The sequence below is a fragment of the Pseudonocardia xinjiangensis genome, assembly GCF_050948425.1.
Classification (GTDB): Bacteria; Actinomycetota; Actinomycetes; order Mycobacteriales; family Pseudonocardiaceae; genus Pseudonocardia; species Pseudonocardia xinjiangensis.
Genome location: NZ_CP192009.1, coordinates 1,118,194 through 1,143,249, shown reverse-complemented (window position 1 = coordinate 1,143,249; position 25,056 = coordinate 1,118,194). Strand labels below are relative to the sequence as shown.

Annotated in this window: 24 protein-coding genes, 1 tRNA gene and 1 other RNA gene; 9 read left to right on the top strand and 17 right to left on the bottom strand. The window is 70.6% G+C overall.

Features of this window, described 5'->3' with window-relative positions; genetic code table 11:
* Positions 1–64: 64 nt before the first annotated feature.
* From ACQPZA_RS05600 to ACQPZA_RS05585, 4 genes are all read right to left on the bottom strand, one after another.
* Entirely contained in the window at positions 65–1,549 is a 1,485-nt protein-coding gene (locus tag ACQPZA_RS05600; protein WP_433278970.1) for an MFS transporter, read from the bottom strand.
* A gap of 5 nt (positions 1,550–1,554) precedes the next feature.
* Positions 1,555–3,132 carry an FAD-dependent monooxygenase gene (locus ACQPZA_RS05595; RefSeq protein ID WP_433278968.1) on the bottom strand — a complete coding sequence of 526 codons (1,578 nt, stop codon included), beginning with the start codon at positions 3,130–3,132 and terminating at the stop codon, positions 1,555–1,557.
* A gap of 247 nt (positions 3,133–3,379) precedes the next feature.
* Positions 3,380–4,138, bottom strand: coding sequence for an ABC transporter permease (locus ACQPZA_RS05590; protein WP_433278967.1), 759 nt, complete (start codon positions 4,136–4,138; stop codon positions 3,380–3,382).
* A complete protein-coding gene (locus tag ACQPZA_RS05585) occupies positions 4,135–5,073 on the bottom strand; it encodes an ABC transporter ATP-binding protein (protein WP_433278965.1) in 939 nt (312 codons plus the stop codon). The genes ACQPZA_RS05590 and ACQPZA_RS05585 overlap by 4 nt, the downstream gene beginning before the upstream one ends.
* Positions 5,074–5,168: 95 nt before the next feature.
* On the opposite strand from ACQPZA_RS05585, the gene ACQPZA_RS05580 reads away from it, so the two are divergent.
* Entirely contained in the window at positions 5,169–5,762 is a 594-nt protein-coding gene (locus tag ACQPZA_RS05580) for a TetR/AcrR family transcriptional regulator (protein ID WP_433278964.1), read from the top strand.
* Positions 5,763–6,060: 298 nt separating this feature from the next.
* Positions 6,061–6,807: a DUF4386 domain-containing protein gene (locus ACQPZA_RS05575; RefSeq protein WP_433282686.1), complete on the top strand. Its 747-nt coding sequence runs from the start codon at positions 6,061–6,063 to the stop codon at positions 6,805–6,807.
* Between the two features lie 34 nt (positions 6,808–6,841).
* On the opposite strand, the gene ACQPZA_RS05570 is transcribed toward ACQPZA_RS05575, so the two are convergent.
* Positions 6,842–7,075 carry a CGNR zinc finger domain-containing protein gene (locus tag ACQPZA_RS05570; protein ID WP_433278962.1) on the bottom strand — a complete coding sequence of 78 codons (234 nt, stop codon included), beginning with the start codon at positions 7,073–7,075 and terminating at the stop codon, positions 6,842–6,844.
* Positions 7,076–7,306: 231 nt separating this feature from the next.
* A tRNA-Ala gene (locus tag ACQPZA_RS05565) sits at positions 7,307–7,379 on the bottom strand.
* Between the two features lie 83 nt (positions 7,380–7,462).
* Here ACQPZA_RS05565 and ACQPZA_RS05560 point away from each other — a divergent pair.
* The gene (locus tag ACQPZA_RS05560) at positions 7,463–9,484 is read left to right on the top strand and encodes a prolyl oligopeptidase family serine peptidase (protein ID WP_433278960.1); all 2,022 of its coding nucleotides are present in this window, start codon (positions 7,463–7,465) and stop codon (positions 9,482–9,484) included.
* A 54-nt stretch (positions 9,485–9,538) separates the two neighbouring features.
* On the opposite strand, the gene ACQPZA_RS05555 is transcribed toward ACQPZA_RS05560, so the two are convergent.
* From ACQPZA_RS05555 to ACQPZA_RS05545, 3 genes are all read right to left on the bottom strand, one after another.
* A complete protein-coding gene (locus ACQPZA_RS05555; protein WP_433278958.1) occupies positions 9,539–10,291 on the bottom strand; it encodes a DsbA family protein in 753 nt (250 codons plus the stop codon).
* Position 10,292: 1 nt separating this feature from the next.
* Positions 10,293–10,769: a MauE/DoxX family redox-associated membrane protein gene (locus tag ACQPZA_RS05550; RefSeq protein ID WP_433278956.1), complete on the bottom strand. Its 477-nt coding sequence runs from the start codon at positions 10,767–10,769 to the stop codon at positions 10,293–10,295.
* Positions 10,770–10,847: 78 nt separating this feature from the next.
* Positions 10,848–11,273: a VOC family protein gene (locus tag ACQPZA_RS05545; protein WP_433278954.1), complete on the bottom strand. Its 426-nt coding sequence runs from the start codon at positions 11,271–11,273 to the stop codon at positions 10,848–10,850.
* A gap of 141 nt (positions 11,274–11,414) precedes the next feature.
* On the opposite strand from ACQPZA_RS05545, the gene ACQPZA_RS05540 reads away from it, so the two are divergent.
* The 3 genes from ACQPZA_RS05540 to ACQPZA_RS05530 all read left to right on the top strand — a co-directional run bounded on the left by ACQPZA_RS05540 (position 11,415) and on the right by ACQPZA_RS05530 (position 13,101).
* Positions 11,415–12,146, top strand: coding sequence for a VIT1/CCC1 transporter family protein (locus tag ACQPZA_RS05540; RefSeq protein ID WP_169394497.1), 732 nt, complete (start codon positions 11,415–11,417; stop codon positions 12,144–12,146).
* A gap of 87 nt (positions 12,147–12,233) precedes the next feature.
* Positions 12,234–12,656 (top strand): AtzH-like domain-containing protein, encoded by a 423-nt coding sequence (locus ACQPZA_RS05535; protein ID WP_246265807.1) that lies wholly within the window; start codon positions 12,234–12,236, stop codon positions 12,654–12,656.
* A gap of 43 nt (positions 12,657–12,699) precedes the next feature.
* Entirely contained in the window at positions 12,700–13,101 is a 402-nt protein-coding gene (locus ACQPZA_RS05530) for an SRPBCC family protein (RefSeq protein ID WP_433278951.1), read from the top strand.
* Positions 13,102–13,320: 219 nt separating this feature from the next.
* Here ACQPZA_RS05530 and ssrA read toward each other — a convergent pair.
* The 8 genes from ssrA to ACQPZA_RS05490 all read right to left on the bottom strand — a co-directional run bounded on the left by ssrA (position 13,321) and on the right by ACQPZA_RS05490 (position 19,958).
* Positions 13,321–13,692, bottom strand: a transfer-messenger RNA (tmRNA) gene (ssrA, locus tag ACQPZA_RS05525).
* Positions 13,693–13,762: 70 nt separating this feature from the next.
* Positions 13,763–14,977, bottom strand: a complete 1,215-nt coding sequence (locus tag ACQPZA_RS05520; protein ID WP_433278949.1) for a hypothetical protein — start codon at positions 14,975–14,977, stop codon at positions 13,763–13,765.
* 43 nt (positions 14,978–15,020) lie between these two features.
* Positions 15,021–15,950: an amidohydrolase family protein gene (locus ACQPZA_RS05515; RefSeq protein ID WP_433278947.1), complete on the bottom strand. Its 930-nt coding sequence runs from the start codon at positions 15,948–15,950 to the stop codon at positions 15,021–15,023.
* Positions 15,947–16,432, bottom strand: coding sequence for an SsrA-binding protein SmpB (gene smpB / locus ACQPZA_RS05510; protein ID WP_169394500.1), 486 nt, complete (start codon positions 16,430–16,432; stop codon positions 15,947–15,949). Before smpB ends, ACQPZA_RS05515 begins: the two co-directional genes overlap by 4 nt.
* Positions 16,433–16,499: 67 nt before the next feature.
* On the bottom strand, positions 16,500–17,402 hold the full coding sequence (gene ftsX / locus ACQPZA_RS05505) for a permease-like cell division protein FtsX (RefSeq protein WP_433278943.1): 903 nt from the start codon (positions 17,400–17,402) through the stop codon (positions 16,500–16,502).
* A gap of 3 nt (positions 17,403–17,405) precedes the next feature.
* On the bottom strand, positions 17,406–18,095 hold the full coding sequence (gene ftsE, locus ACQPZA_RS05500) for a cell division ATP-binding protein FtsE (RefSeq protein WP_169394502.1): 690 nt from the start codon (positions 18,093–18,095) through the stop codon (positions 17,406–17,408).
* Positions 18,096–18,310: 215 nt separating this feature from the next.
* Positions 18,311–19,417, bottom strand: a complete 1,107-nt coding sequence (gene prfB, locus ACQPZA_RS05495) for a peptide chain release factor 2 (protein WP_433278941.1) — start codon at positions 19,415–19,417, stop codon at positions 18,311–18,313.
* Positions 19,418–19,442: 25 nt separating this feature from the next.
* Positions 19,443–19,958 (bottom strand): PadR family transcriptional regulator, encoded by a 516-nt coding sequence (locus tag ACQPZA_RS05490; protein ID WP_433278939.1) that lies wholly within the window; start codon positions 19,956–19,958, stop codon positions 19,443–19,445.
* Positions 19,959–20,876: 918 nt separating this feature from the next.
* On the opposite strand from ACQPZA_RS05490, the gene ACQPZA_RS05485 reads away from it, so the two are divergent.
* From ACQPZA_RS05485 to ACQPZA_RS05475, 3 genes are read left to right on the top strand one after another with little or no spacing between them, the layout of a single operon-like run.
* Positions 20,877–21,854: an ABC transporter permease gene (locus ACQPZA_RS05485; protein WP_433278937.1), complete on the top strand. Its 978-nt coding sequence runs from the start codon at positions 20,877–20,879 to the stop codon at positions 21,852–21,854.
* 19 nt (positions 21,855–21,873) lie between these two features.
* Positions 21,874–22,863, top strand: a complete 990-nt coding sequence (locus ACQPZA_RS05480; RefSeq protein WP_433278935.1) for an ABC transporter permease — start codon at positions 21,874–21,876, stop codon at positions 22,861–22,863.
* Positions 22,860–25,022, top strand: coding sequence for an ABC transporter ATP-binding protein (locus tag ACQPZA_RS05475; RefSeq protein WP_433278933.1), 2,163 nt, complete (start codon positions 22,860–22,862; stop codon positions 25,020–25,022). The genes ACQPZA_RS05480 and ACQPZA_RS05475 overlap by 4 nt, the downstream gene beginning before the upstream one ends.
* The last annotated feature ends 34 nt before the right edge of the window (positions 25,023–25,056 follow it).

The following is a 25,056-nucleotide window of genomic DNA, read 5'->3' as shown; positions in this document are numbered from 1 at the left end:
CGCTGTGAGCTCTGGGGTCCTGGCGGAGCCTCGGAGCGAGAGCGGTGCCCCGGTGTGGGCGTTGTCAGCGATTTCGTGAGCCGCCAGGCCGGACCTCTGTCCGCGGGACCGGGGACGTAGGGGTGGCGACTGTCCGTCGAAGGGTTTTGAGGAGCAGGACGGCCATCCCCCCAGCTACGAGGAAGGCCGCGGTGCCGATGCCGACGTAGGTGAGCACACCCACTGCGGAGCTCATGGAGGTGCCCGCGATGGTGACGTGCGTGGCGTCGAGGACGGCGGCACCGACGAAGTTGAAGACGACCGAGCCGATGGCGATCATGGTCATGACCAGGCTCGAGACCGCCGCGTCGCGGTCGAGCGAGACCAGGGTCGAGGCGAGGTTGAACCCGGAGGTGACCAGGGTGCCAGCGGTGAGGCTGAGTAGCAGCGAGCAGACCGCGGCGACGGGTAGCGAGGACACCCCAACGAAGAGCCCGAGGGTGCCGAGGGTGCCGATGGCGACTCCGGCGGTCAGGGTGGCGGCCGCTCCGATGCGGTTGGTGAGGATCCCGGATACGACGCCGCCGAGCACGATCCCGATCGGTGGCACGGCATGCAGGATGCTCAACGCCGCCGGGGCTGCGACGCCGTAGCCGAGTCCCTGGGCCGGTGAGACCTGCGTGATGAGGCTGAACAGCTGCAGCATGCTTTGGTAGGCCCCGGTCCCGAACACCACGACGAGCAGCATGAGCACCAGGGGCCGGTTCAGCCCGTTGATGTCGATGATGGGGTCGGCTCGGCGTCGGGCGAGGACGTACCACCCGGCGAGGGCAACGAGCCCGGCCAGGGCCAGCGGTGCGGCGGCGAGCCAGCCGTTGGTGTTGCCGACGCTGATGTAGCCGACCACCATGGCGAGGCCGGCGCCGAGCAGGACCGCTCCGGCGACATCGACCCGGCCGGTCTTCGTGGGGGCTGTCTTCGGGAGCCGGAGGTGCACCAGGACCGCGGTCAGCACCGCGAACACGAACGACGTGATGAACACGACCTGGTATCCGTACTGCTCGCCCAACGTGGCGAACAGGAAGGCGAACACGATCCCTATCACGGCGTTGCCGCTGGTGACGACGCCGGTCACGACCATCCCGAGGCGCGGGGCGCACAGCTCGCGCACGATCCCGACGGTGAGGAACAGCGATGCGACCGCGGCGCCCTCCACGACTCGCCCGATGACGAACACCCAGAGGGTGGGCGCGGCCAGGCAGATCAGTGCTCCCGCTGCGGCCAGAACCAGCGAGAGGACCAGGATCTGTCGTCTCCCGTGCAGGGCCGCGAGTCGGCCCAGTAGCGGTGCCCACATCGCTCCGGCGAGCATGGCGCTGGCGTTGAGCCAGGCGGGTTGGCCCGCACCGAACTGCTCGAGCAGCTCGGGCAATACCAGCAACGGCGCGGTGATGACGGTGTCAACCACCACGTTGACCAGCAGCAGTATCGCGACATGCCCGATCAGCTCCGGGGTCCACCCCGTGTGTCTTTCGATGGGGGTGCTCGCCGGCGCATGTCCAGCGTCCATCGTGATCAGGCTCCGACGAGATCGGTCGCCCACGAGGCCGGGAGCTCCGTTGGGCCGAACCAGCGCGCGAGAGCCGATCGGAGACCGTCGGCGTCGGTTCCGGCCCAGGCGACGTAGCCATCGGGACGGATGAGCAGAGCAGCCGGCGCACCAGTCGTCGCAGCGGCCGCGCGGACGTACTTGACCCGGTCGGTCCAGTGTGAGGTGGCGGCGGCGAGCTCACCGCCGTCGCTGAGGTCGAGCAGGACGGCGCGGCCGTCGCGCTGGAACTCGGCAATACGGTGCCGTCGGCCGTCGGCGGTGCAGAGGTCGAGATTCGGGGCGAACCGGCCCGTCGGGCCTGCGGGATCCTTGTCCCCCATGTCGAGCCGCACGTCGCTGCCGGCCATCAGGTCGGCGACGAGTTGGACGTTCTCGACCCGATCGAGCATCTCCCCGAACAACTCGCGGAGGGCCGTGGTCGGGCCTCCCGGCGCCATCAGGGCGGTCTGGGCCTGGGTCTGCATGAACACCCTGCGCCCGATCGCGAGCCGCTCGGACTCGTACGTGTCGAGCAGACCCGGCGACGCCCATCCCTGGACGTCGGCGGCGAGCTTCCACGCCAGGTTGGCCGCGTCCTGCAGGCCCAGGTTGAGCCCGGGACCACCGGAGGCGGAGTGGACGTGGGCGGCATCGCCTGCGAGGAAGACCCGGCCGGCGCGGTAGCGCTCGGCGATACGGGTATTGCACCCCGACAACCGGCGGAGCAGGCCCGGTTCGTCACCGGAGGCCGGTGCGAGCGACGGCCGCACGCAGAGGATCCTCTCGACGCTGTCCTCCATCTCGGTCATGGTCATCGGGGCGCCAGACCCGGGGAAGTCGCCTGCCGGCTCGTCCTCCCATTCCGTGGTGGTCAGATGAGGCCGCTGCGGGTCGAACGGCGCCAGTGTGAACACTCCGCGCTCGGTGCGGTGGAACTGCGGGGAGATCTCACCCAGCCCAGCGACCACGAGCCGGCCCGCAGCGGTGAACCGGAAGGTGTCACTCGGGGCGACGATGGCCGACCGGCTGACGATGTGGTCGTCGGTGATCCCGGGGAAGGCGACGCCCATCTGCTTGCGCACGACACTGCGCGCACCGTCGCAACCGACGAGGTACCGCGCCGAGATCGTGCTCGTCCCAGCCTGATCGCGGACCTCGACGTCGACCTGCGCGGCGTCTTGGGCGAACGACCGGACCTCACAGCCTCGTCGGATCTCCACCCCCAGCTCGGTCGCCCGCTCCGTGAGGATCCTCTCGAACTTCCGCTGGTAGCAGGGGAGCAGGTACATCGGGTTGTCATCTCCGAGGACCCGCAGCCGGAGGGGCAGGGCTCCGAAGAAGAAGCCGGGGGCCGGGATGGGCAACCCCCGACCGCCGCAACGCTCGAACAGACCGCGGTGGTCGAGCAACCGCACGACCTGCCCGGTGAGACCGTGGGCCTTGTCCGTGATGACCGGCTCGGTCAGACGTTCCAGGACCAGGGGGCGCACGCCCGCGAGCCGCAGCTCGCAGGCGAGAAAGAGGCCGACAGGGCCGGACCCCACGACGACGACGTCATACATGGTTGGTTGTTCCTTCCGTGGGTGAATGGCACCGCTGGGGCGGGGAGACGCAGCCCCGCGCCGAGCTGGCGGAACGCGTCGCGGCCTGCAGTTCGAGCGCGCAGCACCGCACCCAGCGCCTCTCGGTCGTCGTCGGGGCGACCGTGGTGAGGCTGCGGGTTGACCGTGCCTTCGTCGTCGCCGCCGTTCTCGCCGTCGTCGGCGTCGGCGTTGTCAGTCATGAGGAGGTCCTTCCTGGAGGGTGGACTCAGACGTCGCGCGTCCGGAGCGCGACGTGGGCAGCGGCCACGGCGGCGACGGCAGCCACGGTCAGGAGTCCAGATCCGAGCCCGGGGGCGAGCGCGCCGTCCACGGGTACGACGGTGTAGGCGGCCTGCCCGGCGGTGATCGGCCAGTAGCGGGCGAAGGCGTCGCCGAGGGCCCCGGGCAGAGCTGGAGCGATGGCGGGCACCAGGAGCAGGACACCGACGAGCACGGCGAGGCTGCCGGTGCTCGAGCGCGTCAGGGTTCCGACGGCGAGGCCGATGAGGGCAACGAGGGTCAGGTAGAGGGTTGCGGCGACGAGCGCACCCGCGACGCCGGGGTCGCCGATGCCGGCGGCGGACAGTCCCGCGCCACCGAGCAGGAGCTGCACCGCGGTGAAGCCAAGCAGCGTCGTGGCGAGGCCAGTGGCGAGCGCAACGGCGGCGACCACCGTGGTCTTCGCCGCGAGCAGCCGGGAACGGGACGGCGTAGTCGTGAGGCTGGTGCCGATCATCCCGGTGCCGTACTCGGCGGTGACGGCGAGCGCGCCGAGCATGCCGATGACCAGCTGCGCGAACAGGAAACCCTTCAGGCTGGCCGCGGTCGGGTCCCAGCCGTCGGGCAGCCCGGACTGTGCCGCGGCGAGCAGGTCAGACGCACCGAGCACGCTGAGCGCGACACCGGCGGCGACGGTGCTCAGGGCGGCGATCCAGGTGCTGCGGACGCTGCGGAGCTTGGTCCATTCGGAGCGCAGAAGGTTCATGCCGCCCGGCTTTCATGGTCGGTGACGTCGTGGGTAAGTCGGAGGAAGACGTCCTCGAGCGACTCGCGTACGCGGCCGAGCTCGTCAAGGGCGATCCCCTCGGCCGCGGCGACCCGGCCGACCTCGATGGTGTCGGCTCCGGTGACACGCAGGCCGTGCCCAGCGGATTCGAACGCGATGCGCGCTCGACCCAGTGCCCGCGCGAGGCCGTCGAGGTCCGGGGCGCTGACCATGACCGCCTGAGTCGTGTGGGTTTGTACGAACTCGGCGAGGGCGGATTCGGCGACGAGACGGCCCCGGTCGATGACGACGAGATCGTCCGCGGTCAGCTCCATCTCCGACATCAGGTGACTGGAGAACAGGATGGTGCGGCCCTCGGCGGCGAGGTTCCGCATCAGGGAGCGCATCCAGCGGATGCCCTCGGGGTCCAGGCCGTTGAGCGGCTCATCGAGCACCAGGACCCCGGGGTCTCCGAGCAGGGCCGTCGCGATGCCCAGACGCTGGTGCATCCCGAGGGAGAACTCCCCCGCACGGCGGCGGCCCGCGTCGGTCAGCCCAACAAGATCCAACACCTGTTCGACGCGTCGCCTGCCCAGCCCCGCGGCCTGGGCGAAGACGAGCAGGTGGTCGAACGCAGTGCGGTGCGGATGGACCGCGCGGGCGTCGAGGAGAGCGCCGACGGTCCGTGCAGGGTCGGGGAGGTCGGCGATGCGCTGCCCGCCGATCGTGATCGCGCCCTGCGTCGGCCTGGTCAGCCCTAGGAGCATCCGCAGCGTCGTGCTCTTGCCGGCTCCGTTGGGGCCGAGGAAGCCGGTGACGGCACCCGGCCGCACGGTGAACGACAGCCGGTCGACCACGACCGTGTTGCCGTACCACTTCGTCAGGGCGCGCGCATGAACGCCAGGGGGAGAGGTCGTCGGATCCGCCAGTAGCACGCTCGTAAAACTACACGGTGCAGTGTAGTAACGCCTGAGATTATGCTGAGGTCATGGCCGAGACGATGGAGGGGACGCAGGTGTCCCGGCGCCGGATGCGGTCCGAGCGCAAGCGAGCGGCCATCCTGGACGCGGCCGAGGCTCTGTTCGTTTCCGAGGGGTACGAACGCACGAGCGTCGACGCGATCGCGGCCCGTGCGGTGGTATCCAAGCGGACGGTCTACGACTATTTCGAGGACAAGCAGGGGCTCTTCCTGCGCGTGCTCGAGCGGGTCGACGACGCGCTGGTGGCAGCCGTGCGGGAGGCGATCGAGCAGGAGATCACCGAGGGCCGTGATCTGCGGGAGGCGCTGACGGCCTTCGCGTCACACGTGGCGACGGAGACGTTTCCTTCGTCGACCTACGTGACTTTTCGCCGATTGGGTTCCCCACGCGGCGCGGTCCCCCCGTCGGCGGAGCACGTGCGTGACCGACCCGAGCGGCTGCTCGAGGAGCGTTTCGCACGACTCGCCGCCAGCGGGCAGCTGAGGGTGCCCGACCCGCGGCGGGCAGTGCAGCACTTCACCGCCCTTACCATTGCGCTCGCCCTGGACGCAACAGACGACGAACCGGCCGCCGCGGCAGGACAGGCGGAGATCGCCGCGATCATCAGCGACGGGGTGGACGCATTCCTGCGGGCCTACCGCTGACGTCGAAGCCCCCGGCCGCTGGTGTGGACCCCTAACCGCGTGAGCCACTTCAAGCAGGCGACCGAGCAGTACGAGATGACCCGCGGCCCCGGAGCACTTCGCCGGCGTCCCCCAACGGCTGGCACCCGAACGCCGTGCAGCAACGTATTGCCATCCGTCCGTTTTCGGAGGAAGGTGCCGTGATCGGCGAATCTCGCCGCGCCCGCGCCTGAGGCGCGCAGGCCACGGACTGTACTGAGAATCGATCGCGGGCGAGCCGCGGCGCACTATTTGTGGCATGAGATAAAGGGTGAACTCGATGCCAATTGCACCAGAAAGACTGCCCGAGCCGACCGTCACCGATCCAACCGTGCAGCAGAGCACACCAACAACGGCATCCACGAGGAAGACCGCAGTCCTCGTTGGACTACTGTTCCTCACAGCGACCATTGCGTTCATCTTCGCCAACACACTCAATTCCGGGGTTCTGAGCCGGCCGGAATTTCTGAACGACGCATTCGCCGGCACCACCACCTTGGCCACCGGCGCACTCCTGGTGGCCGGGCAGTTCGGGGTTGTGGGTATCGCCGTCCTGCTGTTCCCCCTGTTGAAACGCTACAGCGAATCGCTGGCCCTGGCGCACGTCGGTTTCCGGGTCGCCGAACTCGCGGCGAGCCTGTTCTACCTGGCAGTCCCGCTCCTCGCGATCGAGCTCGGAGCCGGACTGCGTGCCGGCACAGTGGATGCCTCTGCCTCGACCAGCCTTGGCACGCTGTTGCAGGCACAACACAGCGTGGCCATTCTCATGATCTACCTGGTCACCTGTGCGGCCGGTATGTGCATGGCCACCTTGCTGTACCGATCGAGGCTGATCCCACGCTGGATCGCGATCCTCGGCGTCATCGGCTACCCGGTGTTGTTGGCGGGATGCGTTCTGGACATCTTCAACCTGGTCGACGTGACGCAGGGCGTCGGACTGGTCGCGCTGGTACCGGGCGGCCTCTTCGAGTTGATCCTCCCGATCTGGCTCATCGCCAAGGGCTTCACCTTCCCGAGCCACGACTGAGGACCGACTGGTCGGCGGGCGCGGGTCAGTTGGCCTACCGCGCCCGCCGACGGGCGCGGTAGGCGCGGAGGTTCGTCGCGTTGCCGCAGGCCCGCACGTCGTGCCACACACCGGTCTCGTTGCAGGAACGGTCGAACAAGGCGCACTCGCAGCGTTCGTTGCGGCAGATCTTCAGACGCCGCCGGGTGTCGGCCTGCTGCGCGTCGAAGCACTCGATCAACGCCAGCCAAGCCCTGCACCTGTCCGGCGTTGAGTACCTGCCAGGCATTCAGCGCTGCCGCGTCGGACAGCACCGCCGCCAGCGCGCTGCGGATCCCACCGGCGAACACGTGCGCCATCAGGTCCTGCACGGTGTTGACCAGAGCTGCCGCGGGCTGGTCGCCCGGGAAGCCGAGCTCGTCCGCGGTGCGCCCGAACAGGTCGCCCAGCAACGGCTTGTAATGCCCGGACGTGGACAATGATGACCTCGCCGATTTGGCAATCGGCTGGTGAGAAAGGGTGGAGCTGAGGGGATTCGAACCCCTGACCCCTTGACTGCCAGTCAAGTGCGCTACCAGCTGCGCCACAGCCCCTTGCGGGAACGAAGTTACACGATGCCCGTCCGGCCCCGGCAACGGGGTCGCCGCTGCCGCCGACGCTGATCTACGGTCAACCGGTGAAACCTGCCGACATCGGACAACTCGTCACCACCAGCGATCCGAGGGTCTCCCCTGACGGCCGGCTGGTCGCCTTCGTGGTCACCCGGGTCGACCTGGAGAAGAACCGGTACCGCCGCGCCGTCTGGCTCGCCGCGGCCGACGGGTCCACGGCGCCCTACCCGCTCACCACCGGTGAGCACGGCGACGGCCAGCCGAGGTGGTCGCCGGACGGGCGCAGGCTCGCGTTCACCAGCAGGCGTTCCGAGGAGAAGGGGCTCCACACGCTCCACGTGGTGCCCGTCGGGATCGCAGGGGAGACGATCACGGTCTGCGAGCGCGAGGAGGCCATCGAAGAGCCGGTGTGGTCGCCCGACGGCACGCGCATCGCGTTCGCCTCGCGCCAGCGCACGGGTCGCTACGGCGATGGCGAGGACGAGCGCGGGCGGCCGCCGCGGCGCATCGACCGGCTGTTCACGCGTCTCGACGGCGAGGGGTGGATCGTCGACCGGCCCCGCAGCGTGTTCGTGGTGCCTGCCGACGGCTCCAGCACGCCACGTCTGGTGGCCGGCGGCCCGTACGAGCACGGCGGGCCGGCGTGGTCGCCGGACGGCAGGCAGCTGGCGGTCGCCACCTCGCGGGGCAAGGACTGGGATCTCGACCTCGTCCAGGACATCCACCTGATCGACCTCGGACCGGCAGGCACACCCGACGCCGACCCCCGCGCGCTCACCGACCGCGGCCTGTCCCACTCCCGGCCCTCGTTCAGCCCGGACGGCACGCGCATCGCCACCCTCACCGAGGACGTCCGGCTCCTGCCGTCCCACGCGCAGCTCGCCGTCACCGACGTCGCCACGGGCGAGCAGCAGATCCTCACCGCGGCGCTCGACCGTCAGTGCGCTCCCCCGAGCGCCCGGGACCCGCTCTGGCACGACGGGAACCTGCTGTTCTCGGTCGAGGAGCACGGCTCCGTGCACGTGTACCGCGTCCCCGCCGACGGGTCCGGGCAGCCCGAACTGCTGGTCGGCGGCACGCGGCTGATCAGCGGGTTCGACTACGTTGGCGGCACGTTCGCGTTCGTCGCCGCCACCCCCACCACGCTGCCCGAGGTGTTCGTCCGTGACGAGGACGGGACGGAGCGGCAGCTCACCTCGGTCGGCGCCGCGTTCCACGCGGCCGTGCCGGTGGCCGAGCCCGAACACTTCACCGTCCCCTCCCCCGCGGGCGACGGCGACATCGACGCCTGGGTGGTGCGTCCGCCGGGCGTGCCGGACGGCGCGCGGGTTCCGGTGCTGCTGTCCATCCACGGTGGCCCGATGGCGCAGTACACGAACTCCTGGTTCGACGAGTTCCAGCTGTGGGCGGGCGCCGGGTACGCGGTCGTCTACTGCAACCCGCACGGCTCCACCGGCCACACCGACGCGTGGTGCCGGGCCATCCGGCCGCCCGAGGCACCCGATGCGCCCGGCACCGGCTGGGGCGGCATCGACGCCGACGACGTGCTCGCGGTGCTCGACGCCGCGCTGGAGCGCGACCGGTCGCTCGACGCCGAGCGCGTCGGGGTGCTGGGTGGCTCCTACGGCGGCTACCTCACGAGCTGGCTGATCGGGCACACCGACCGCTTCGCCGCCGCGTGCAGCGAGCGGGCGGTCAACAACGTGTCGTCCCTGGAGACGAGCTCCGACGTTGCCGGCTTCTTCCGCTACGAGTTCGGCCTCAGCCACCTGGACGCACCCGAGCTCTACCAGCGGATCTCGCCGATCACCTACGTCCGGGACATCACCACGCCCGTGCTGATCCTGCACTCCGAGGACGACCTGCGCTGCCACATCGAGCAGGCCGACCAGCTGTACGTGGCGCTGCGGCTGCTGGGCAAGACGGTGGAGTACTGGCGGTTCCCGGAGGAGGGCCACGAGCTGTCGCGAAGCGGCTCGCCGCGCCACCGCGTGCAGCGCGCCGAGATCATCCTCGACTGGTTCGGCCGCCACCTCGGCGGCGAACGGCCTCAGATCGCCTGGGACCACCCGGCGCGCACCGCCTGACCGACGTGCCGGGCCGTGCGGCAGCCCGCGCGGCCCGGCACGTCGAAGGCCTGGTCAGCGACCGGCGGCGATGGCGTCCTTGAGCCAGTTGGTGTTGTTCAGATCGATCTTGGCGCCGCCGACGGCCACGGTGGGCGTGCCGAACTGGCCGTTGGTCTGCAGCGCCGGGTTGGCGGCCGACGCCTCGGTCTCCGCGGTGACGGCGGCGGCGTTCGTCGCGCCGTTCACGCACGCGGCGAAGTCGCCCGTGGCCCCGAGCTCGGTGCCGAACTGGATGAGCTGGTCGTTGGTGAGCCCCGCGCTCCCCTCAGCAGGCTGCTCAGCGAACAGCTTCTCGCGGTAGGCCGGGTAGATGCCGGCGGGCACGGCGCACAGGGCCGCGTTCGCCGCGCGGGTGGAGTAGCCGGGCGGCGTGGTGGAGGGGTCGAGGATCGCGATCGTGTGGAAGCGCACCGTCACCTGCCCGTTGTTCAGGGCGGTGGTGATCTCGTTGCCGTAGCGCTCCTCGAACCGCTCACACTGCGGGCAGAGGAAGTCCTCGTAGGTGTCGATCGTGGCGGGGCCGTTGCCTGCGGTGATCACCGCACCGGACGCGGTGGCGGTGTAGGTGGGGGCGACGTCGGCGCTCGAACCGGTGCGGTTCAGCAGCACCGCCACCCCGGCGACCACGGCCACCACCACGACCACCGCCACCACGATCAGCGGCGTGCGGTTGCGCTTCGGGGGGACGCTGATGCCCGCCGCGGCGAGGCGCCGGTTCGCCTCCGCCTGCCGGCGCTTCTTCTCGTTTCTCGACGCCCCACCCATGTCAGGTCCTTCCCGTGTTCTCGAGTCGAGAGTCCAGCGACAGCAGCGTCCGCGGCCGCACCACCAGCCAGGCGGCCAGCACGATGAACCCGGTGTCGCGCAGCAACTCCTGCACGTAGGCCGTCTGGCCGGGCGCCACGGCACCCCCACCGCCGAAGCAGCCGCAGTCGATCAGCAGCCCGCGAGCCCACGCCTGGGACACGCCGGCGACGAAACCCAGGAGCAGCAGGACCGACAGCACGCCCACCGTCCGGATGCCCACCCCGACCAGTAGCAGCACACCGAGCGCGATCTCGAACCACGGCAGGATGCCCGCCACCACCTCGACGCCGATGGGGGGCAGCACGTCGTAGGCGCGAACGGCGATGTAGGTCTGGTCGGGATCGATGGCCTTGAGGACGCCGGAGGTCAGCCACACCGCGGCCAGGCCGAGCCGAGCAGCCGTCCCGACGACGTCGAGCACCCGTCCCCGATCCACGCGATCAGCCTAGCGGCGCCCTCCGCCGCGAATCGGTCAGCCACGCCCCGCCCCGGTGGACGGACGGGTGACGCCGCGTCAGACGGCATCGTCGCCCGGCTGAGCGTGCGCGCAGACCTGGAGCGGTGTGCCGTCCGGATCCGTGAAGCGCAGCACCCACTGTGTGGGGAGCCGCTCGATCTCATCGGCATCCGCGCCGGCGCCGACCATCCGTTCCCGGAGGTCTCGCAACGCGGAGTAGGAGTCGACGGCAAGTCCGAATCGCTCGGTCACCGCGTGCGCGCTGGGCGTCCTGGGTGCCGAGGCAGTGGAGCCGGCCTCGTCCTCGACGATCTTCACGTACCTGGTTCCTCCGAGCTCGACGATCGCCATCCGACCATGAGTGTCGGTCTTCGCGCTCTCGAAGACCTTCCGGGCGCCGAACATCTGTGAGTAGAACGTCACGAGCCGGTCGAGGTCGGCGGTGGACGACGTCACGTGGTTGATTCCGACGGTAAGTGGCACGAATCGATGGTGGCAGCCCGAGCGCGATCACGTAAATGCGGCGAAAAGGACAGATCGCCGGGCTGAGGTATGGCTGCGCCCACCCGAGGCCAGGCTCTCCATAGTCCAACCTGGACGGTGGAGCGTGGTTACGCTGGTCCGATGACGCAGCTCCCGGGCTCGGCGGAGTTCGCCGAGCACGCGCACGACCACCACCACACCGACGTCTCCGGCGGCTGGTTGCGGGCCGCCGTCTTCGGCGCGATGGACGGCCTCGTCACGAACATCGCGCTCATCTCCGGTGTCGGCGGTGGCGGCGCGAGCAGGCACGTGATCATCCTGACCGGCATGGCGGGCCTTGTCGCCGGAGCGTTCTCGATGGCGCTCGGCGAGTTCGCCTCGGTCGGCACCCAGAACGAGGCCGTGGCCAACGAGGTGGCCGTGGAGCGGGAGGAGATCCGCAGGCACCCGCGCGCCGAGGAGGCCGAGCTCGCCGAGATGTACCGGGAGATGGGGTTGAGCGCCCCGACGGCCGAGGCGATGGCCCGCGAGGTGCACTCCGACCCGGAGCTGGCGGTGAAGGTCCACGTCGCGCAGGAGCTCGGCGTCGACGTGGACGACCAGCCCTCGCCGTGGACCGCGGCGATCTCGTCGTTCCTCTGCTTCGCCGTCGGCGGGATCATCCCGCTGGTCCCGTTCCTGCTCGGGTCGTCGTCCCTCCTTCTCGGGCTGCTCGTCGGGGGAGTCGGCCTGTTCGTCGTCGGGGCGCTGACGTCCCGCTTCACCACCCGGACCTGGCTCTTCAGCGGGCTGCGCCAGCTGGCGTTCGGGGTGATCGCCGCTGGTGCGACGTTCCTCGTGGGGATGGCGATCGGGGTCAGCGCGGGCGGGTAGCGGGCACCGCCCTGCCGACCTGTGGACGCGACGGTCAGGCGTCGGATGCTCGTGCTCTTCGGGCTCGCGCAGCGCTACCGTCGAGGTATGGATCAGGACATGCCCGACCAGCGGGCCCCGGAGCAGGTCACGTTCGACCGGCCGGAGGTGGTCGCGGAGGTGCGGTCCGCGTTCGAGCGGTACGAACGTGCGCTCGCCGACGGGGACGTCGCCGTCATGACCGAGCTCTTCTGGGACGACCCCCGGTGCGTGCGCTTCGGGATCGCCGACCGGCAGCAGGGCGCCGACGAGATCGAGGCCTGGCGCCACACGCACCCGTCGGTGCCGCCGGGTCGGACGCTCCGCGACACCCGGGTGCTGGCCGTCGACGACCGGACGGCGGTGGTCACGACGCTGATCAGCTACCCCGACCGCGCGATCGAGGGCAGACAGAGCCAGACGTGGGTGCGGCTCCCCGAGGGCTGGCGCGTCGTCGAGGCCCACGTCTCGGAGCTACCGCTGGGAGCGTGATCGCCGACGCCTGAAAGGGCGGGAGCCGGGGTACGTTTTCGCCATGGCGGAATTCGAGGCGGAACGCGGGATGCCGGCCGACGCGGACACGGTCTTCGCGGTGGTCTCCGATCTGGACCGGCTCCCGGAATGGCTGCCGGGACCGGTCGACGTGCAGCCCACCGGTGAGGGCGAGGTGCACGCCGACGTCGAGAAGCGGGGCGTGGACAGCGAGGGCACCGTGCAGGTCCGGCCCGAGCAGCTTCGGGTGGAGTGGGGCCACGCGCCCGACTACGCGGGCTGGCTGCAGGTCGAGCACGCCGCACCCGGCCGCTCGTCGGTGGTGCTGCACCTGTCGTTCCTCGGCCACCAGCCCGAGACCCACGGTGGCAAAGCCGCAGGTGAGGTGCGGCAGTGGCTGGACGACGGGCTGACCCGCCTGGAACGACTGGTAGCTGAGGGCTGAGAGGGCCCCGGACACGGCCCGCTGCCCGCTCACCTGAACCGACAGCACAACCCCGCACCCGACAGGTGGGGTCCGGGAACTCGACAACACAACCCGCACCCGTCAGATGGGGGTCCGGGGGCGCGCCCCCGGCCGGGGGCGTGGGGGCCTGGCCCCCGCAGAGATGACGATGTCCGAGACGAGCGAAGGCGTGCCCGCCGAGCAGGCACGCCTTCGGTCGAGTGGAGGTGCCGGGAATCGAACCCGGGTCCTCCGTCGCTTCACAAGGGCTTCTCCGTGTGCAGTCCGCGCTGCCTCTACTCGGATCCACCGGTCATGCGGACGAGCCGGTGTGACGATCCCAGTCGCTGTTTGATGTCCCCGTCCGCCCCGCGACCGGGCGGACAGGTAAGTCCCCTAGCTGATGCCGGGGTCCGGGTCGGGGAACGCACCCGGTCCGACAGACTCACACTCGCTCAGGCGGCGAGGGCGAAGTCGCGCTGATTGGAATCGGCGCTTATAAGGTTGCGACATATGGTTAACGAGATCATCGTCGCCTTCCTCGACACGCTTCCCCTTGATCGACGTCCGGAGTCGAAACCGTTCACCCCCTTCTACGCCCGCGGCGGGGCGTCCGCACAGAGTAACGCCTGCGGCGTCCGGCTTCATCCCGGTTCGGCGATCAGCGGTTGCGGCCCAGCAGCCGGTCGGTGATCGAGCGCACCGGGCTGCGGTCGGACCGGTCGCGGTCGGCCTCGCCGGCGGGTCGATCGATGGTGCACTGGTCACCGGCCTGCATCTCCGTCTCGGGGACGGTGTGGCCCGGCCGGTCGTGTTCACCGCTGCGCTGACCGGGCACGGACGTCACCGGATCCGCATCCGGCTGACCGGTCTCGCCACCGGCAACGGGTCCGCGTCCGCCCTCGGGGCCGGCAGCGACGTCGGGCCGACCCGGCTCCGTGCCGCCGACCTCCGCCGGCCCGGCGGTGGCGTGAGCCCCACCGGAGATCCCGGCTCCGCTCACCGGAGCGGTGGCCCGGGTGTCGCCGTGCGTGGGGCCGTTCCCTTGTCCCTGGTCGCCGACGGGAATGCGGTCCGTGCGCGCCGCCGGGTCGGCGCCCTGGGGTGTGCCGGCGGGGGTCTGCGGCGAGTCGGTGCGCTCACCGAAGTGCATCCGGTCGGTACGCGCGGCCGGGTCGACGTCGTGGGCCGGGTCGCCGTGCTCACCGGCGTCCATCCGGCCCGCACCCGCCACCGGTCCGGCGCCCCGCGCCGGGTCGTTGCGGTCGGCGGCGGTGTCCATCCGGTCCGTCCGCGCGGCCGGGTCGTCGTCGTGGACCGGGTCGCCGTGCTCACCGGCGTCCATCCGACCCGCATGGACGGGGTCGGCGCCCTGCGCCGAGGCGGTGCCGTCCCGGGTGTCCGGCGCGTTCGGACGGCCCAGTGCGCCGTTGCGCTCCGGTGAGTCGGTGCGCTGGTCGAGGTTCATCCGGTCGGTGCTCGCGGCGGGATCCGCGCCCTCGCCGGCGCCGGCGCCTGCGGTGGGGGTGCCGTCGTCGGCGTCGTCGTGGTTGCGACGGGCCTTCCCTCGCACGTCGGGGTCGATCCGGTCGGCCGCCGCCTGCCGCTCCTGGGCGACCTCACGGTCCTGCTGGGCCCGGGCGGCCTCCTCGTTGGCCCGTGCCTCCTCGTGGCGGGCCTTGGCCGCGCGTTCGGCGGCCTCGGCCTCGCGCCGCTCCGCGCTGGCGGTCCGGATCTCCGCTTCGTGGCGGTGTTCGGCCGCCTCCAGCCGTTGCTGCTCCTGCCGGCGGTTCCGTGCCCGGATCGCACTGAGGCCGGTGACGAGCAGCACCGCGACGATCACCACGACGATGACGAGCAGCACCCCGATGTCCATGCCGGGGACTACCCGGTCGTACCGATCCACAACCGGACAGCGCTCAGAGCGCGAGCAGCCGCCGCGGAGCGTCGTGCAGTACCGACCGGAGGAAGGCCGGCCCCAGACGCTGGTCGGCAGCGGCCCAGCCCGCGACGGCCCGGACCTGCTCCGCGTAGGCGTACGGGATGTTGGGGAAGTCCGAGCCGAAGACGACGCGGTCGGAGACGTCGGCGAGAAGCGCGGGCCAGTCGGGCGGCAGCGGCGCCATCTGGAGGCTGAACGGCGTGCCGACCATCGTGGTGTCGAGGTGCACGTTCTCGTAGCGGTGCACCAGGTCCAGGGCGCCGGCGAAGTCGGGCATGCCGGCATGGGCGAGCACCACCGGCAGCCGTGGGTGCTCGGCGAGCACCTCGCCGAAGACGTCGAGCCCTGTGTAGTGCCCCCGCAGGGGCCCGTGCCCGCAGTGGACGACGGCGGGCACGCCCGCGTCGGCGAGCAGCCCCCACGCCGGGCGCAGCAGCGGCTCGCGCGGGTCGAACCCACCCACCTGGACGTGCACCTTCACCACCCGCGCCCCGGCCTCGACGGCGGCGCCCAGGTAGTCGGCGACGTCCGGCTCGGGGTACAGCGTCGCGGTAGCCACGGCGTCGGGGGTGGCGGCGGCGAACTCCGTGATCCAGTCGGTGAGCCACCGGGCCATGCCCGGCTTGTGCGGGTAGACCAGCGGGGCGAACGTCCGCACGCCGAGCTTCTGCAGCGTGGCCACCCGGTCCGCCTCGGAGGTGCGGTAGTGGATGGGCCAGTCCATCCCGTAGTGGGCCTGGGCCTGGTCGAAGTAGGCCCAGACCTTGCGCAGCACCGGCTCGGGCAGGAAGTGCACGTGCACGTCGACGATCCCGGGCACGCCGAGATCGGCGAGGAACCGCGGGACGTCGTCGTCCGCCTGCGGCGGAGCGGGAACACCCTCCACGGCCGCGGGCGCCGCCGTCACCTCAGCTCCCGGGCCCGCCCCTTGGCAGCGCGCCCGTAGGCCCGCTGGATCTCCCGGTCGGCGTCGCGTTTGGCGAGGTCGGTGCGCTTGTCGTAGGACTTCTTGCCCCGCGCGAGCGCGATCTCGCACTTCACCTTGCCGTCGCTGAAGTACAGCGACAGGGGAACCAGGGTGAGACCGCCCTCGCGGATCTTGCCGATCAACCGCTCGATCTCGCCACGGTGCAGCAGCAGCTTGCGGGTGCGACGCGGTTCGTGGTTGGTCCAGCTGCCCTGGGTGTACTCGGGGATGTGCAGCCCGCGCAGCCAGACCTCGCCGTCGTCGACGGTGGCGAACGCGTCGACGAGGGACGCGCGGCCCAGGCGCAGGCTCTTCACCTCGGTGCCGAGCAACGCCACGCCGGCCTCGTACGTATCGAGGATCGCGTAGTCGTGTCGTGCCTTCCGGTTCTGCGCGATCACCGAGCGGCCTTTCTCCTTCACCTACCCAGAGTACGCGGACGGGCCACCCGATTGCCGCCCTCCGCGGCCGCGCGGGTCTCCCCGGTTGTCACAGCCGGACGTACAGCCGCAGCGTCACGTAGCCGGTGACGGCCGCGATGCCGGCACCGATCATCACCAGGATCGGCGACACCCAGATGATGTCGGCGACCTCGATCGGCGGCACGACACCGTTGGACACGATCCCGCTGAGCAGCTCGTCGATGAAGAGGAACTTCCCGACCAGGAGCCCCCCGACGGCGATGAGCGCGCCGACGACGCCGGTCACGACGGCCTCGATGAGGAAGGGGAGCTGCGTGTACCAGCGTGTGGCGCCGACGAGCCGCATGACCCCGACCTCGGTACGGCGGGTGAACGCCGAGACCTGGACGGTGTTGGAGATCAGCAGCAGCGCCGCGACCGCCTGCACCATCGCGAGCGCGAACGTCACGTTGCGGACGCCGCCCAGGAAGTCGAACAGCTTCGCGACGACGTCGCGCTGGTCGATCACGTTGCGCACGCCGACCTGCCCCGCCATCGCCTGGCGCACGGCGTCGGCGCCCGCCTGCTGGTCGGACAGCCGCACCCGCAGCGTCGCCGGCAGCGACTGGGGACGCACGAGGTCGGCGAGCGACTGCCCGGCGAACAGCTCCTTGTAGCGCTCGTAGGCCTGCTCCTGGTTCTCGAAGCGCACCGACTCCACGAGCGGTGAGTTCTCCAGAGTGGCCTTCAGGCCGGCGCAGACGGGCTGGGTGCAGTCCTTGTCGTTGGCCGAGACGTCGGAGGTGAGCGCGACCTGCACCTCGACCCGGTCGCTGTAGAGCTGCTCGGTGCGGTCGATCGTGCGCACGGCGAGCAGACCGGTACCCACCAGCCCGAGCGAGATCGCGGTGGTCAGCACCATCGCGACGGTCATCGTGACGTTGCGCCGCAGGCCGGTGACGACCTCGCGGACGACGAAGTCCGAACGCACCTTCTACCGCCCCACGCCGTAGACGCCGCGGGACTCGTCGCGCACGACCTGCCCGAGATCCAGCTCGACGACCCGGCGGCGCATCGAGTCGACGATCGAGTGGTCGTGGGTGGCCATCACGACCGTGGTTCCCGTGCGGTTGATCCGCTCCAGCAGCAGCATGATGTCCTGGCTGGTGTCGGGGTCCAGGTTCCCGGTCGGCTCGTCGGCCAGCAGCACCAGCGGCCGGTTCACGAACGCCCGTGCGATCGCGACGCGCTGCTGCTCACCACCGGACAGCTCGTGCGGCATCCGCTCGGCCTTGCCCTGCAGCCCGACGAGGTCGAGAACCTCCGGCACGACCTTCTTGATGGTCGCGGACTGCTTGCCGATCACCTCGAGGGCGAACGCGACGTTGCCCCCGACGGTCTTGTTGGGCAGCAGCCGGAAGTCCTGGAACACGCAGCCGATCCGCTGACGCAGGCGGGGGACGCGGCGTCGTGGCAGCTTCGCGACGTTGAGGTCGGAGACGAAGATGTTGCCGCGCGTCGGGACGTCCTCTCGGAGCAGTAGCCGCAGGAAGGTCGACTTCCCCGAGCCCGATGGCCCGATGAGGAAGACGAACTCGCCCTTGTCGACGGCAACCGACACGCGATCCAGCGCGGGCCGCGTCGAGGTCTTGTAGAGCTTGGTGACACGTTCGAGGCGGATCACGGATGCGGAGGCTACCGGCGGGTGCACTTCGGGCTGACATCCGACCCGTCCCCTTGGCGCCCAGGACCAACCGCTCGGCACATCGGTGTATTTCGCGTCGATCATGCCGACATATCGGGCGCAGGTCAGGAGGCGGAAAAGCCGCCGGCGACGATCAGCAGCGGGGACGGCCGGGGCCGCCGGTCATGCAGCCCCGGTCACTCTCGCCGCGGCCCTCAGGAGTCGGCGGACTGGCTGCGCCGCCACCGGATGCCGGCCTCGATGAAGCCGTCGATCTCCCCGTCGAGCACCACGGAGGGGTTGCCCACCTCGTAGTCGGTGCGCAGGTCCTTGACCATCTGGTACGGGTGCAGCACGTAGGAGCGCATCTGGTTGCCCCACGACGAGCCGGTGTCCTTGAGGGCGTCCATCCTGGCCCGCTCCTCCTGGCGCTGGCGGGCCAGCAGCTTGGCCTGCAGCACCAGCATCGCCGTGGCCTTGTTCTGCAGCTGGGAGCGCTCGTTCTGGCAGCTGACGACGATGCCGGTGGGGATGTGGGTGAGCCGTACGGCGGAGTCGGTGGTGTTGACGCCCTGGCCGCCGGGCCCCGAGGAGCGGTAGACGTCGACCCGGAGGTCCTTCTCGTCGATCTCCACGTGGTCGCTGGACTCGACGACCGGTGCCACCTCCACGCCGGCGAACGACGTCTGGCGGCGACCCTGGTTGTCGAACGGCGAGATCCGCACGAGCCGGTGGGTGCCCTGCTCGACCGAGAGCGTGCCGTAGGCGAACGGGGCGTGCACCTGGAACGTGGCCGACTTGATGCCGGCCTCCTCCGCGTAGGAGGTGTCGTACACGTCGGTGCTGTAGCCGTGGCGCTCCGCCCAGCGCATGTACATGCGCATGAGCATCTCGGCGAAGTCGGCCGCGTCGACGCCACCGGCCTCGGCCCGGATGGTCACGAGCGCCTCGCGCTCGTCGTACTCACCCGAGAGCAGCGTGCGCACCTCGAGCGAGGCGATGTCCTCACGGAGCTTGGCCCGCTCGGCGTCGGCATCGGCGATGGCGCCCTCGTCGGACTCGTCCTCCGCGAGCTCGTAGAGCACGGGCAGGTCCTCGAGGCGGCGCCGCAGGTCCTCCAGCCGGCGCAGATCGCCCTGGGCGTGCGCCAGCCTGCTGGTGACCTTCTGCGCGGCGTCGGCGTCGTTCCAGAGATCGGGCTGGCCCGCCTGGTCGGAGAGGTCGGCGATCTCGGCGCGCAGCGCAGGCAGGTCGGTGACCGCCTCGATGCTCTCCAGCGTGGTGGAGAGTTCCTTCAGGTCGGCTGCGGCGTCGGGGTTCACAACGCTCCAGGTTACGCGGTTGCGCTTACTCCGTCGGGATCGCGTCCAGCAGTTTGAGCATCGAACGGGCGTGTGCCACCGCGAAGTCGGCGACCGCCTTGCGGTGCGGGTCGGGCTCACCGCGCGCGGTGGCGCGGGCCGCCTCCAGCCGCGCGGCGTACGCCTCCCGGCTGCTGCGCACCAACTCGGCGCGCTGCTTCACGGTGAGCGACCCGGCGTAGAGCAGCCGCAGCACCAGCGGGCTGCGCAGCGGGTCGGCCCCGCCTCCCGTGGCGAGCCAGGCCTTGAACGACCGCCGCCCCGCCGCCGTGATCGCGTACTGCTGCGACGCTCGCGGACCCTGCTTCCCGAGCTTCAGCAACCCCGCCTCAGCAAGCACCGGCAACTCGCGGTACACCTGGCTCCGGGTGACGGAGAAGAAGGAGCCGAACCGCTGACCCGCGGTCGCGACCAACTGCCCTCCGGTCATCGGCCCGTCGTGCAGCAGTCCGAGCAGCGCGGCGGCAGTGGCGTTCACGGCGGTCGCTCTCGCGGGCGGCATCCTCACACCGTGCCACCCCGGAGCCCCCAGCGCAGCCTCCACAATGGCCCCGAAGTCCGAAGTGGGCACGATCGGCGGCGCGGGCGAAGCATGATCGCCGATCTCGCGCACTCGCCGACCGCACCCCCGGCACGAGACCGAACGCGACGGAAATCCTCTCCCCCTGGCCGGCTGATCGAATCGGTCGACAACGGGATGCCGATCTTGACGTCGATTCACGAATGCCGCGAGATCGCGCGGATCAGTTTCCGGACGAGGCGCCGGACCGCGCTGGGCACAGCGCCGAGCGGGCTCGACGCCACGGTGACGAGGCTCCCGGCTGCCGGCATCGTCCGTGCTCGAAGGCACGCTCAGCCGTCCTGCCTCTGCCGAGCCCGGCGCGGCGATCCCACCCCCCGTCGCTCCGCCCGGCACCAATTCGCCCCGGCACCGATTCGACACCACCCCTTGTCCACATTGGTTGTCGGACTCGGATGATCACGGCACCGGGCCCGGCGAACCGTACAGAATGGTTCGAGCCGAATCTCGCGCATTCGAACGAACCCGGAACATCCGACCGGACGCGCCGAGGCCCCTCGAGGGGCCGCTCCGACCTCCCGGCCGCGATCACCCCGGCCGGCCTCAGGTCCCGTCCGCGATCCGGGCAGACGACGCGAACGCGCAGGACAGCCCAGTTGGAGTCGACTCCGCCTGTAACGATCAGATGAGCTGATTCCGAGTCACACCACCCCAGACCTGCCCAATCACCGCAGGAATGTGCATCTGCACGTTACGGGCGACCACCGGACGCCGAAAACTCACACCGAACACACACGAGTGCATTCAAGGTACCCGCCAGTAGCCCGGCGGGTACACCCGTTTTCGCGCCGAGCGGACATACGGGCCGGTGAGACCCATCCGGCGTGAGCAAGGAGATCCATGGCTCGCTTCCTCGTGCGCCGACTGTTCAACTACGTGGCGCTCTGCCTCGTCGCCACCTTCCTGGCCTTCGCCCTCGCCGCACTGACGTTCGACCCGATAGCCAAGCTGCAGGAGCGCAACCCGCCGCCGCCGCAGTCCGCGATCGACGCCAAGCGGGCCGAGCTGCACCTCGACGAGCCGATCCCGGCGCGGTTCGTGCACTGGCTCGGCGACGCGGCGCGCGGCGACTTCGGCCAGACCGTCGTCAACACCTCCATCAGCGACGAGCTTCCCCGTCGCGTCGGCGTGAGCCTGCGGCTGTTCCTGCTCGGCACCGTGGTGGGGATCGGGCTCGGGGTGATCCTCGGGGTGGCCAGCGCCATCCGGCAGTACAAGTTCAGCGACTACTTCGCGACGCTGTTCTCGTTCGTCATCCTGTCCACGCCGGTGTTCCTGCTCGGGCTGCTCCTCAAGTACGGCGCGCTCCAGCTCAACACGGCAGCGGGGGCCCAGCTCCTCGTCTTCACCGGCGAGACGTCCCCGGGTTTCCAGGGGAGCTTCGGTGCAGCCCTGCTCGACCGCCTCCAGCACCTCGTCCTGCCGACGCTGACGATCGCGCTGGGCCAGATCGCCTACTACAGCCGCTACCAGCGCAGCGCGATGCTCGACGTGCTGGGCAGCGACTTCCTGCGCACCGCGCAGGCCAAGGGGCTCACCCGGCGCAAGGCCCTGTTCAAGCACGGGCTGCGCACAGCGCTCGTGCCGATGGCCACGCTGTTCGCGTTCGGGTTCGGGCTGCTGATCACCGGCGGCACGTTCACGGAGCGGATCTTCGGCTGGTACGGCATGGGCGACTGGCTGGTCTACGGCATCGAGCAGGACGACACGAACATCACGGCGACCGTCACGCTGTTCGTCGCCGTGCTGGTGCTGATCTCGGGCTGGCTGTCCGACGTGTTCTACGCCCTTCTGGACCCACGGGTCCGGCTGCGCTGACGCCGAACAGGAGATCCCGATGACCACCACAGATGTCGGCGCCGGTACGCACGTCCCCGCGGGCGGCGGAGCACCCGTCGAGGTTCCGTCGGGCCCCGCTGCCGCGGAGACCGAGGGCGTCACCCGCGGCCGGCTCGTCCTGCGCCGGTTCCTGCGCAACCGGCTCGCGCTCGCCGGGCTCGTGACGCTCGTGCTGCTCTATGCGGTGTCGCTGCTCAGCCCGCTGTTCGCGCCGTGGGCCTACAACCAGTACGACTACACCGCTTTCCTGCAGCCGCCCTCGCCCAGCCACTGGTTCGGCACCTCGCAGATCGGCGAGGACGTGTTCGCCCAGACCATGCGCGGGCTGCAGAAGTCACTCACGATCGGCCTGCTGACCGGACTGATCTCGATCGTCATCGCGTCGCTGGTCGGTGCCTCGGCCGGCTACTTCGGCGGCTGGGTCGACCGCGGTCTCATGTGGGTGGTGGACCTGCTCCTCGTGCTGCCCTCGTTCCTCATCATCGCGGTGATCTCCCCCGCGCTGCGGGGCAGCAGCTGGATCTGGTTCGTGCTGCTCCTGGGCGTGTTCGCCTGGATGATCACCGCGCGGATCCTGCGCGGGATGACGCTGACGCTGCGCGAGCGCGAGTTCGTCAAGGCCGCGAAGTTCATGGGCGCCCCGTCGTCGCTGATCATCCGGCGGCACATCCTGCCGAACATGGCGTCGCTGATGATCATCGACGTCACGATCACGGTGGGCGCCACCATCCTGCTCGAGACGGGGCTGTCCTACTTCGGCTTCGGCGTGCAGCCGCCCGACGTCTCGCTGGGCACCCTGATCCGCGCCGGGAGCGACGCGGCGGTCACCACGCCATGGCTGTTCCTGTTCGCAGGCGGCCTGCTGGTCATCTCCGTGCTGGCCGTCAACTTCATCGGCGACGGCCTGCGTGACGCGCTCGACCCGAACTCCCGCGGAGGCCGCCGCCGGCAGAAGTCCAGGAAGACGAAGAAGGTCGCCACCTCATGACGATGATCGACTCCGACGTGCTGGCCGACCCCGGTCTCCCACCCGGCCCCGATGACGCCCTGCTGGAGGTCTCCGACCTCGAGGTGTCCTTCCCCAGCGAGGACGGCCGCGTGCGCGCGGTGCGCGGGATCAGCTACCGGGTGGGCCCCGGTGAGGTACTCGGCATCGTCGGCGAGTCCGGCTCGGGCAAGTCGGTGTCGTCCCTGGCCGTGATGGGGCTCCTGCCGCCGTCGGCGAAGATCAGCGGCTCGATCCGGCTGCGCGGGCAGGAGCTGCTCGGCCTGTCGGACACCGAGCTGTCGCGGATCCGCGGCCGGAAGATCGCCATGGTGTTCCAGGACCCGCTCTCGGCCCTGACCCCCGTCTACACGGTCGGCGACCAGATCGCCGAGGCGCTGCTGGTGCACGGTGGCCGCTCGATGACCGCGAAGGCCGCGGCGAAGCGGTCCGTGGAGCTGCTCGACCTCGTCGGCATCCCGAACGCCACGGACCGGGTGAACGCGTTCCCGCACGAGTTCTCCGGCGGGATGCGCCAGCGGGCCGTGATCGCGATGGCGATCGCCAACGACCCCGACCTGATCATCGCCGACGAGCCGACCACCGCCCTGGACGTCACGGTGCAGGCCCAGGTCCTGGAGGTGCTCAAGACCGCGCAGGAGGTGACGGGCGCGGGGATCGTGCTGATCACGCACGACCTCGGGGTCGTCGCGGGCACGGCCGACCGCGTGGTCGTGATGTACGCGGGGAAGGCGGTGGAGACGGGCACCGTCGACGAGATCTTCGCGGCCCCCCGCATGCCGTACACGCTCGGGTTGCTCGGCTCCATCCCCCGCCTCGACGTCGGGCGCGGGCAGCCGCTGGTACCGATCGAGGGCCAGCCCCCGTCGATGGTCGCGTTGCCGCCGGGCTGCCCGTTCGGTCCCCGCTGTCCCCTGCACGTCGAGGCCTGCGACCAGGGCGAGCCCGAGCTGCTCGTGGCGCCGGGGGCCTCCGGTGACCACCGCGCCGCCTGCATCCGCACGGCCGAGCTGGCCGAGGCCGACGCCGAGGGCGGCGAGCTCGCCGCCGAGGTCTTCGACGCCCACGTCGTGGACACCTCGGCGCTCCACACCGTGCCCCGCACCGACCGTGAGGTGGTGCTCGGGGTGGACGAGCTGGTGAAGCACTACCCGGTGCGCACGGGCAGCGTCTTCCGGCGCAAGGTCGGCGCGGTGCAGGCCGTGGACGGGGTGACGTTCGACGTGCGCGCCGGGGAGACCCTCGGCCTGGTCGGCGAGTCGGGCTGCGGCAAGTCGACGACGATCCTCGAGATCATGGGCCTGGAGCCGCCGATGGGCGGCTCGGTGCAGGTGCTGGGCTCCGACATCGCCGGCCTGTCGAAGGCTGACCGCAGGCGGATCCGGCGCGACCTGCAGATCGTGTTCCAGGACCCGATGGCCTCGCTCGACCCGCGGCTTCCGGTGCGCGACCTGATCGCCGAGCCGCTCGAGGTGCAGGGCTTCTCCAAGGAGCACATCGCGCAGCGCGTCCCCGAGCTGATGCGGCTGGTCGGGCTGCGGTCCGAGCAGATCAACCGCTACCCCGGGGAGTTCTCCGGCGGCCAGCGCCAGCGCATCTGCATCGCCCGCGCGCTCGCGCTGGAGCCGAAGGTGCTGGTGCTCGACGAGCCGGTCTCCGCACTCGACGTCTCGATCCAGGCCGGGGTGCTCAACCTGCTCGACGAGCTCAAGGTGCGCCTCGGGCTCGCCTACCTGTTCGTGGCGCACGACCTGTCGGTGGTCCGCCACATCGCCGATCGCGTGGCCGTGATGTACCTGGGCAAGATCGTCGAGATCGGCAGCGTGGACGAGGTGTTCGCCGCCCCGCAGCACCCCTACACCCAGGCGCTGCTCTCGGCGATCCCCGTGCCCGACCCCGAGGTCGAGCGCCGCCGCGAGCGCGTCCTGCTCCACGGCGACATGCCCAGCCCGGCCAACCCGCCGTCCGGCTGCCGGTTCCGCACCCGCTGCCCGCTGTTCCTCACGCTGGATGCGGACCAGCAGGCGCGGTGCGTCGGCGAGGAACCGCCGCGCCGACCGGCGCAGCCCGCCGAGCCGGGCACGGCCGTGGTCGACCACGAAGCGGCCTGCCACTGGGCCCGGATCAAGACCGTCGTCTAGCCCCGCTCCGCCCGCCCCCGAACGTCCGTCATCC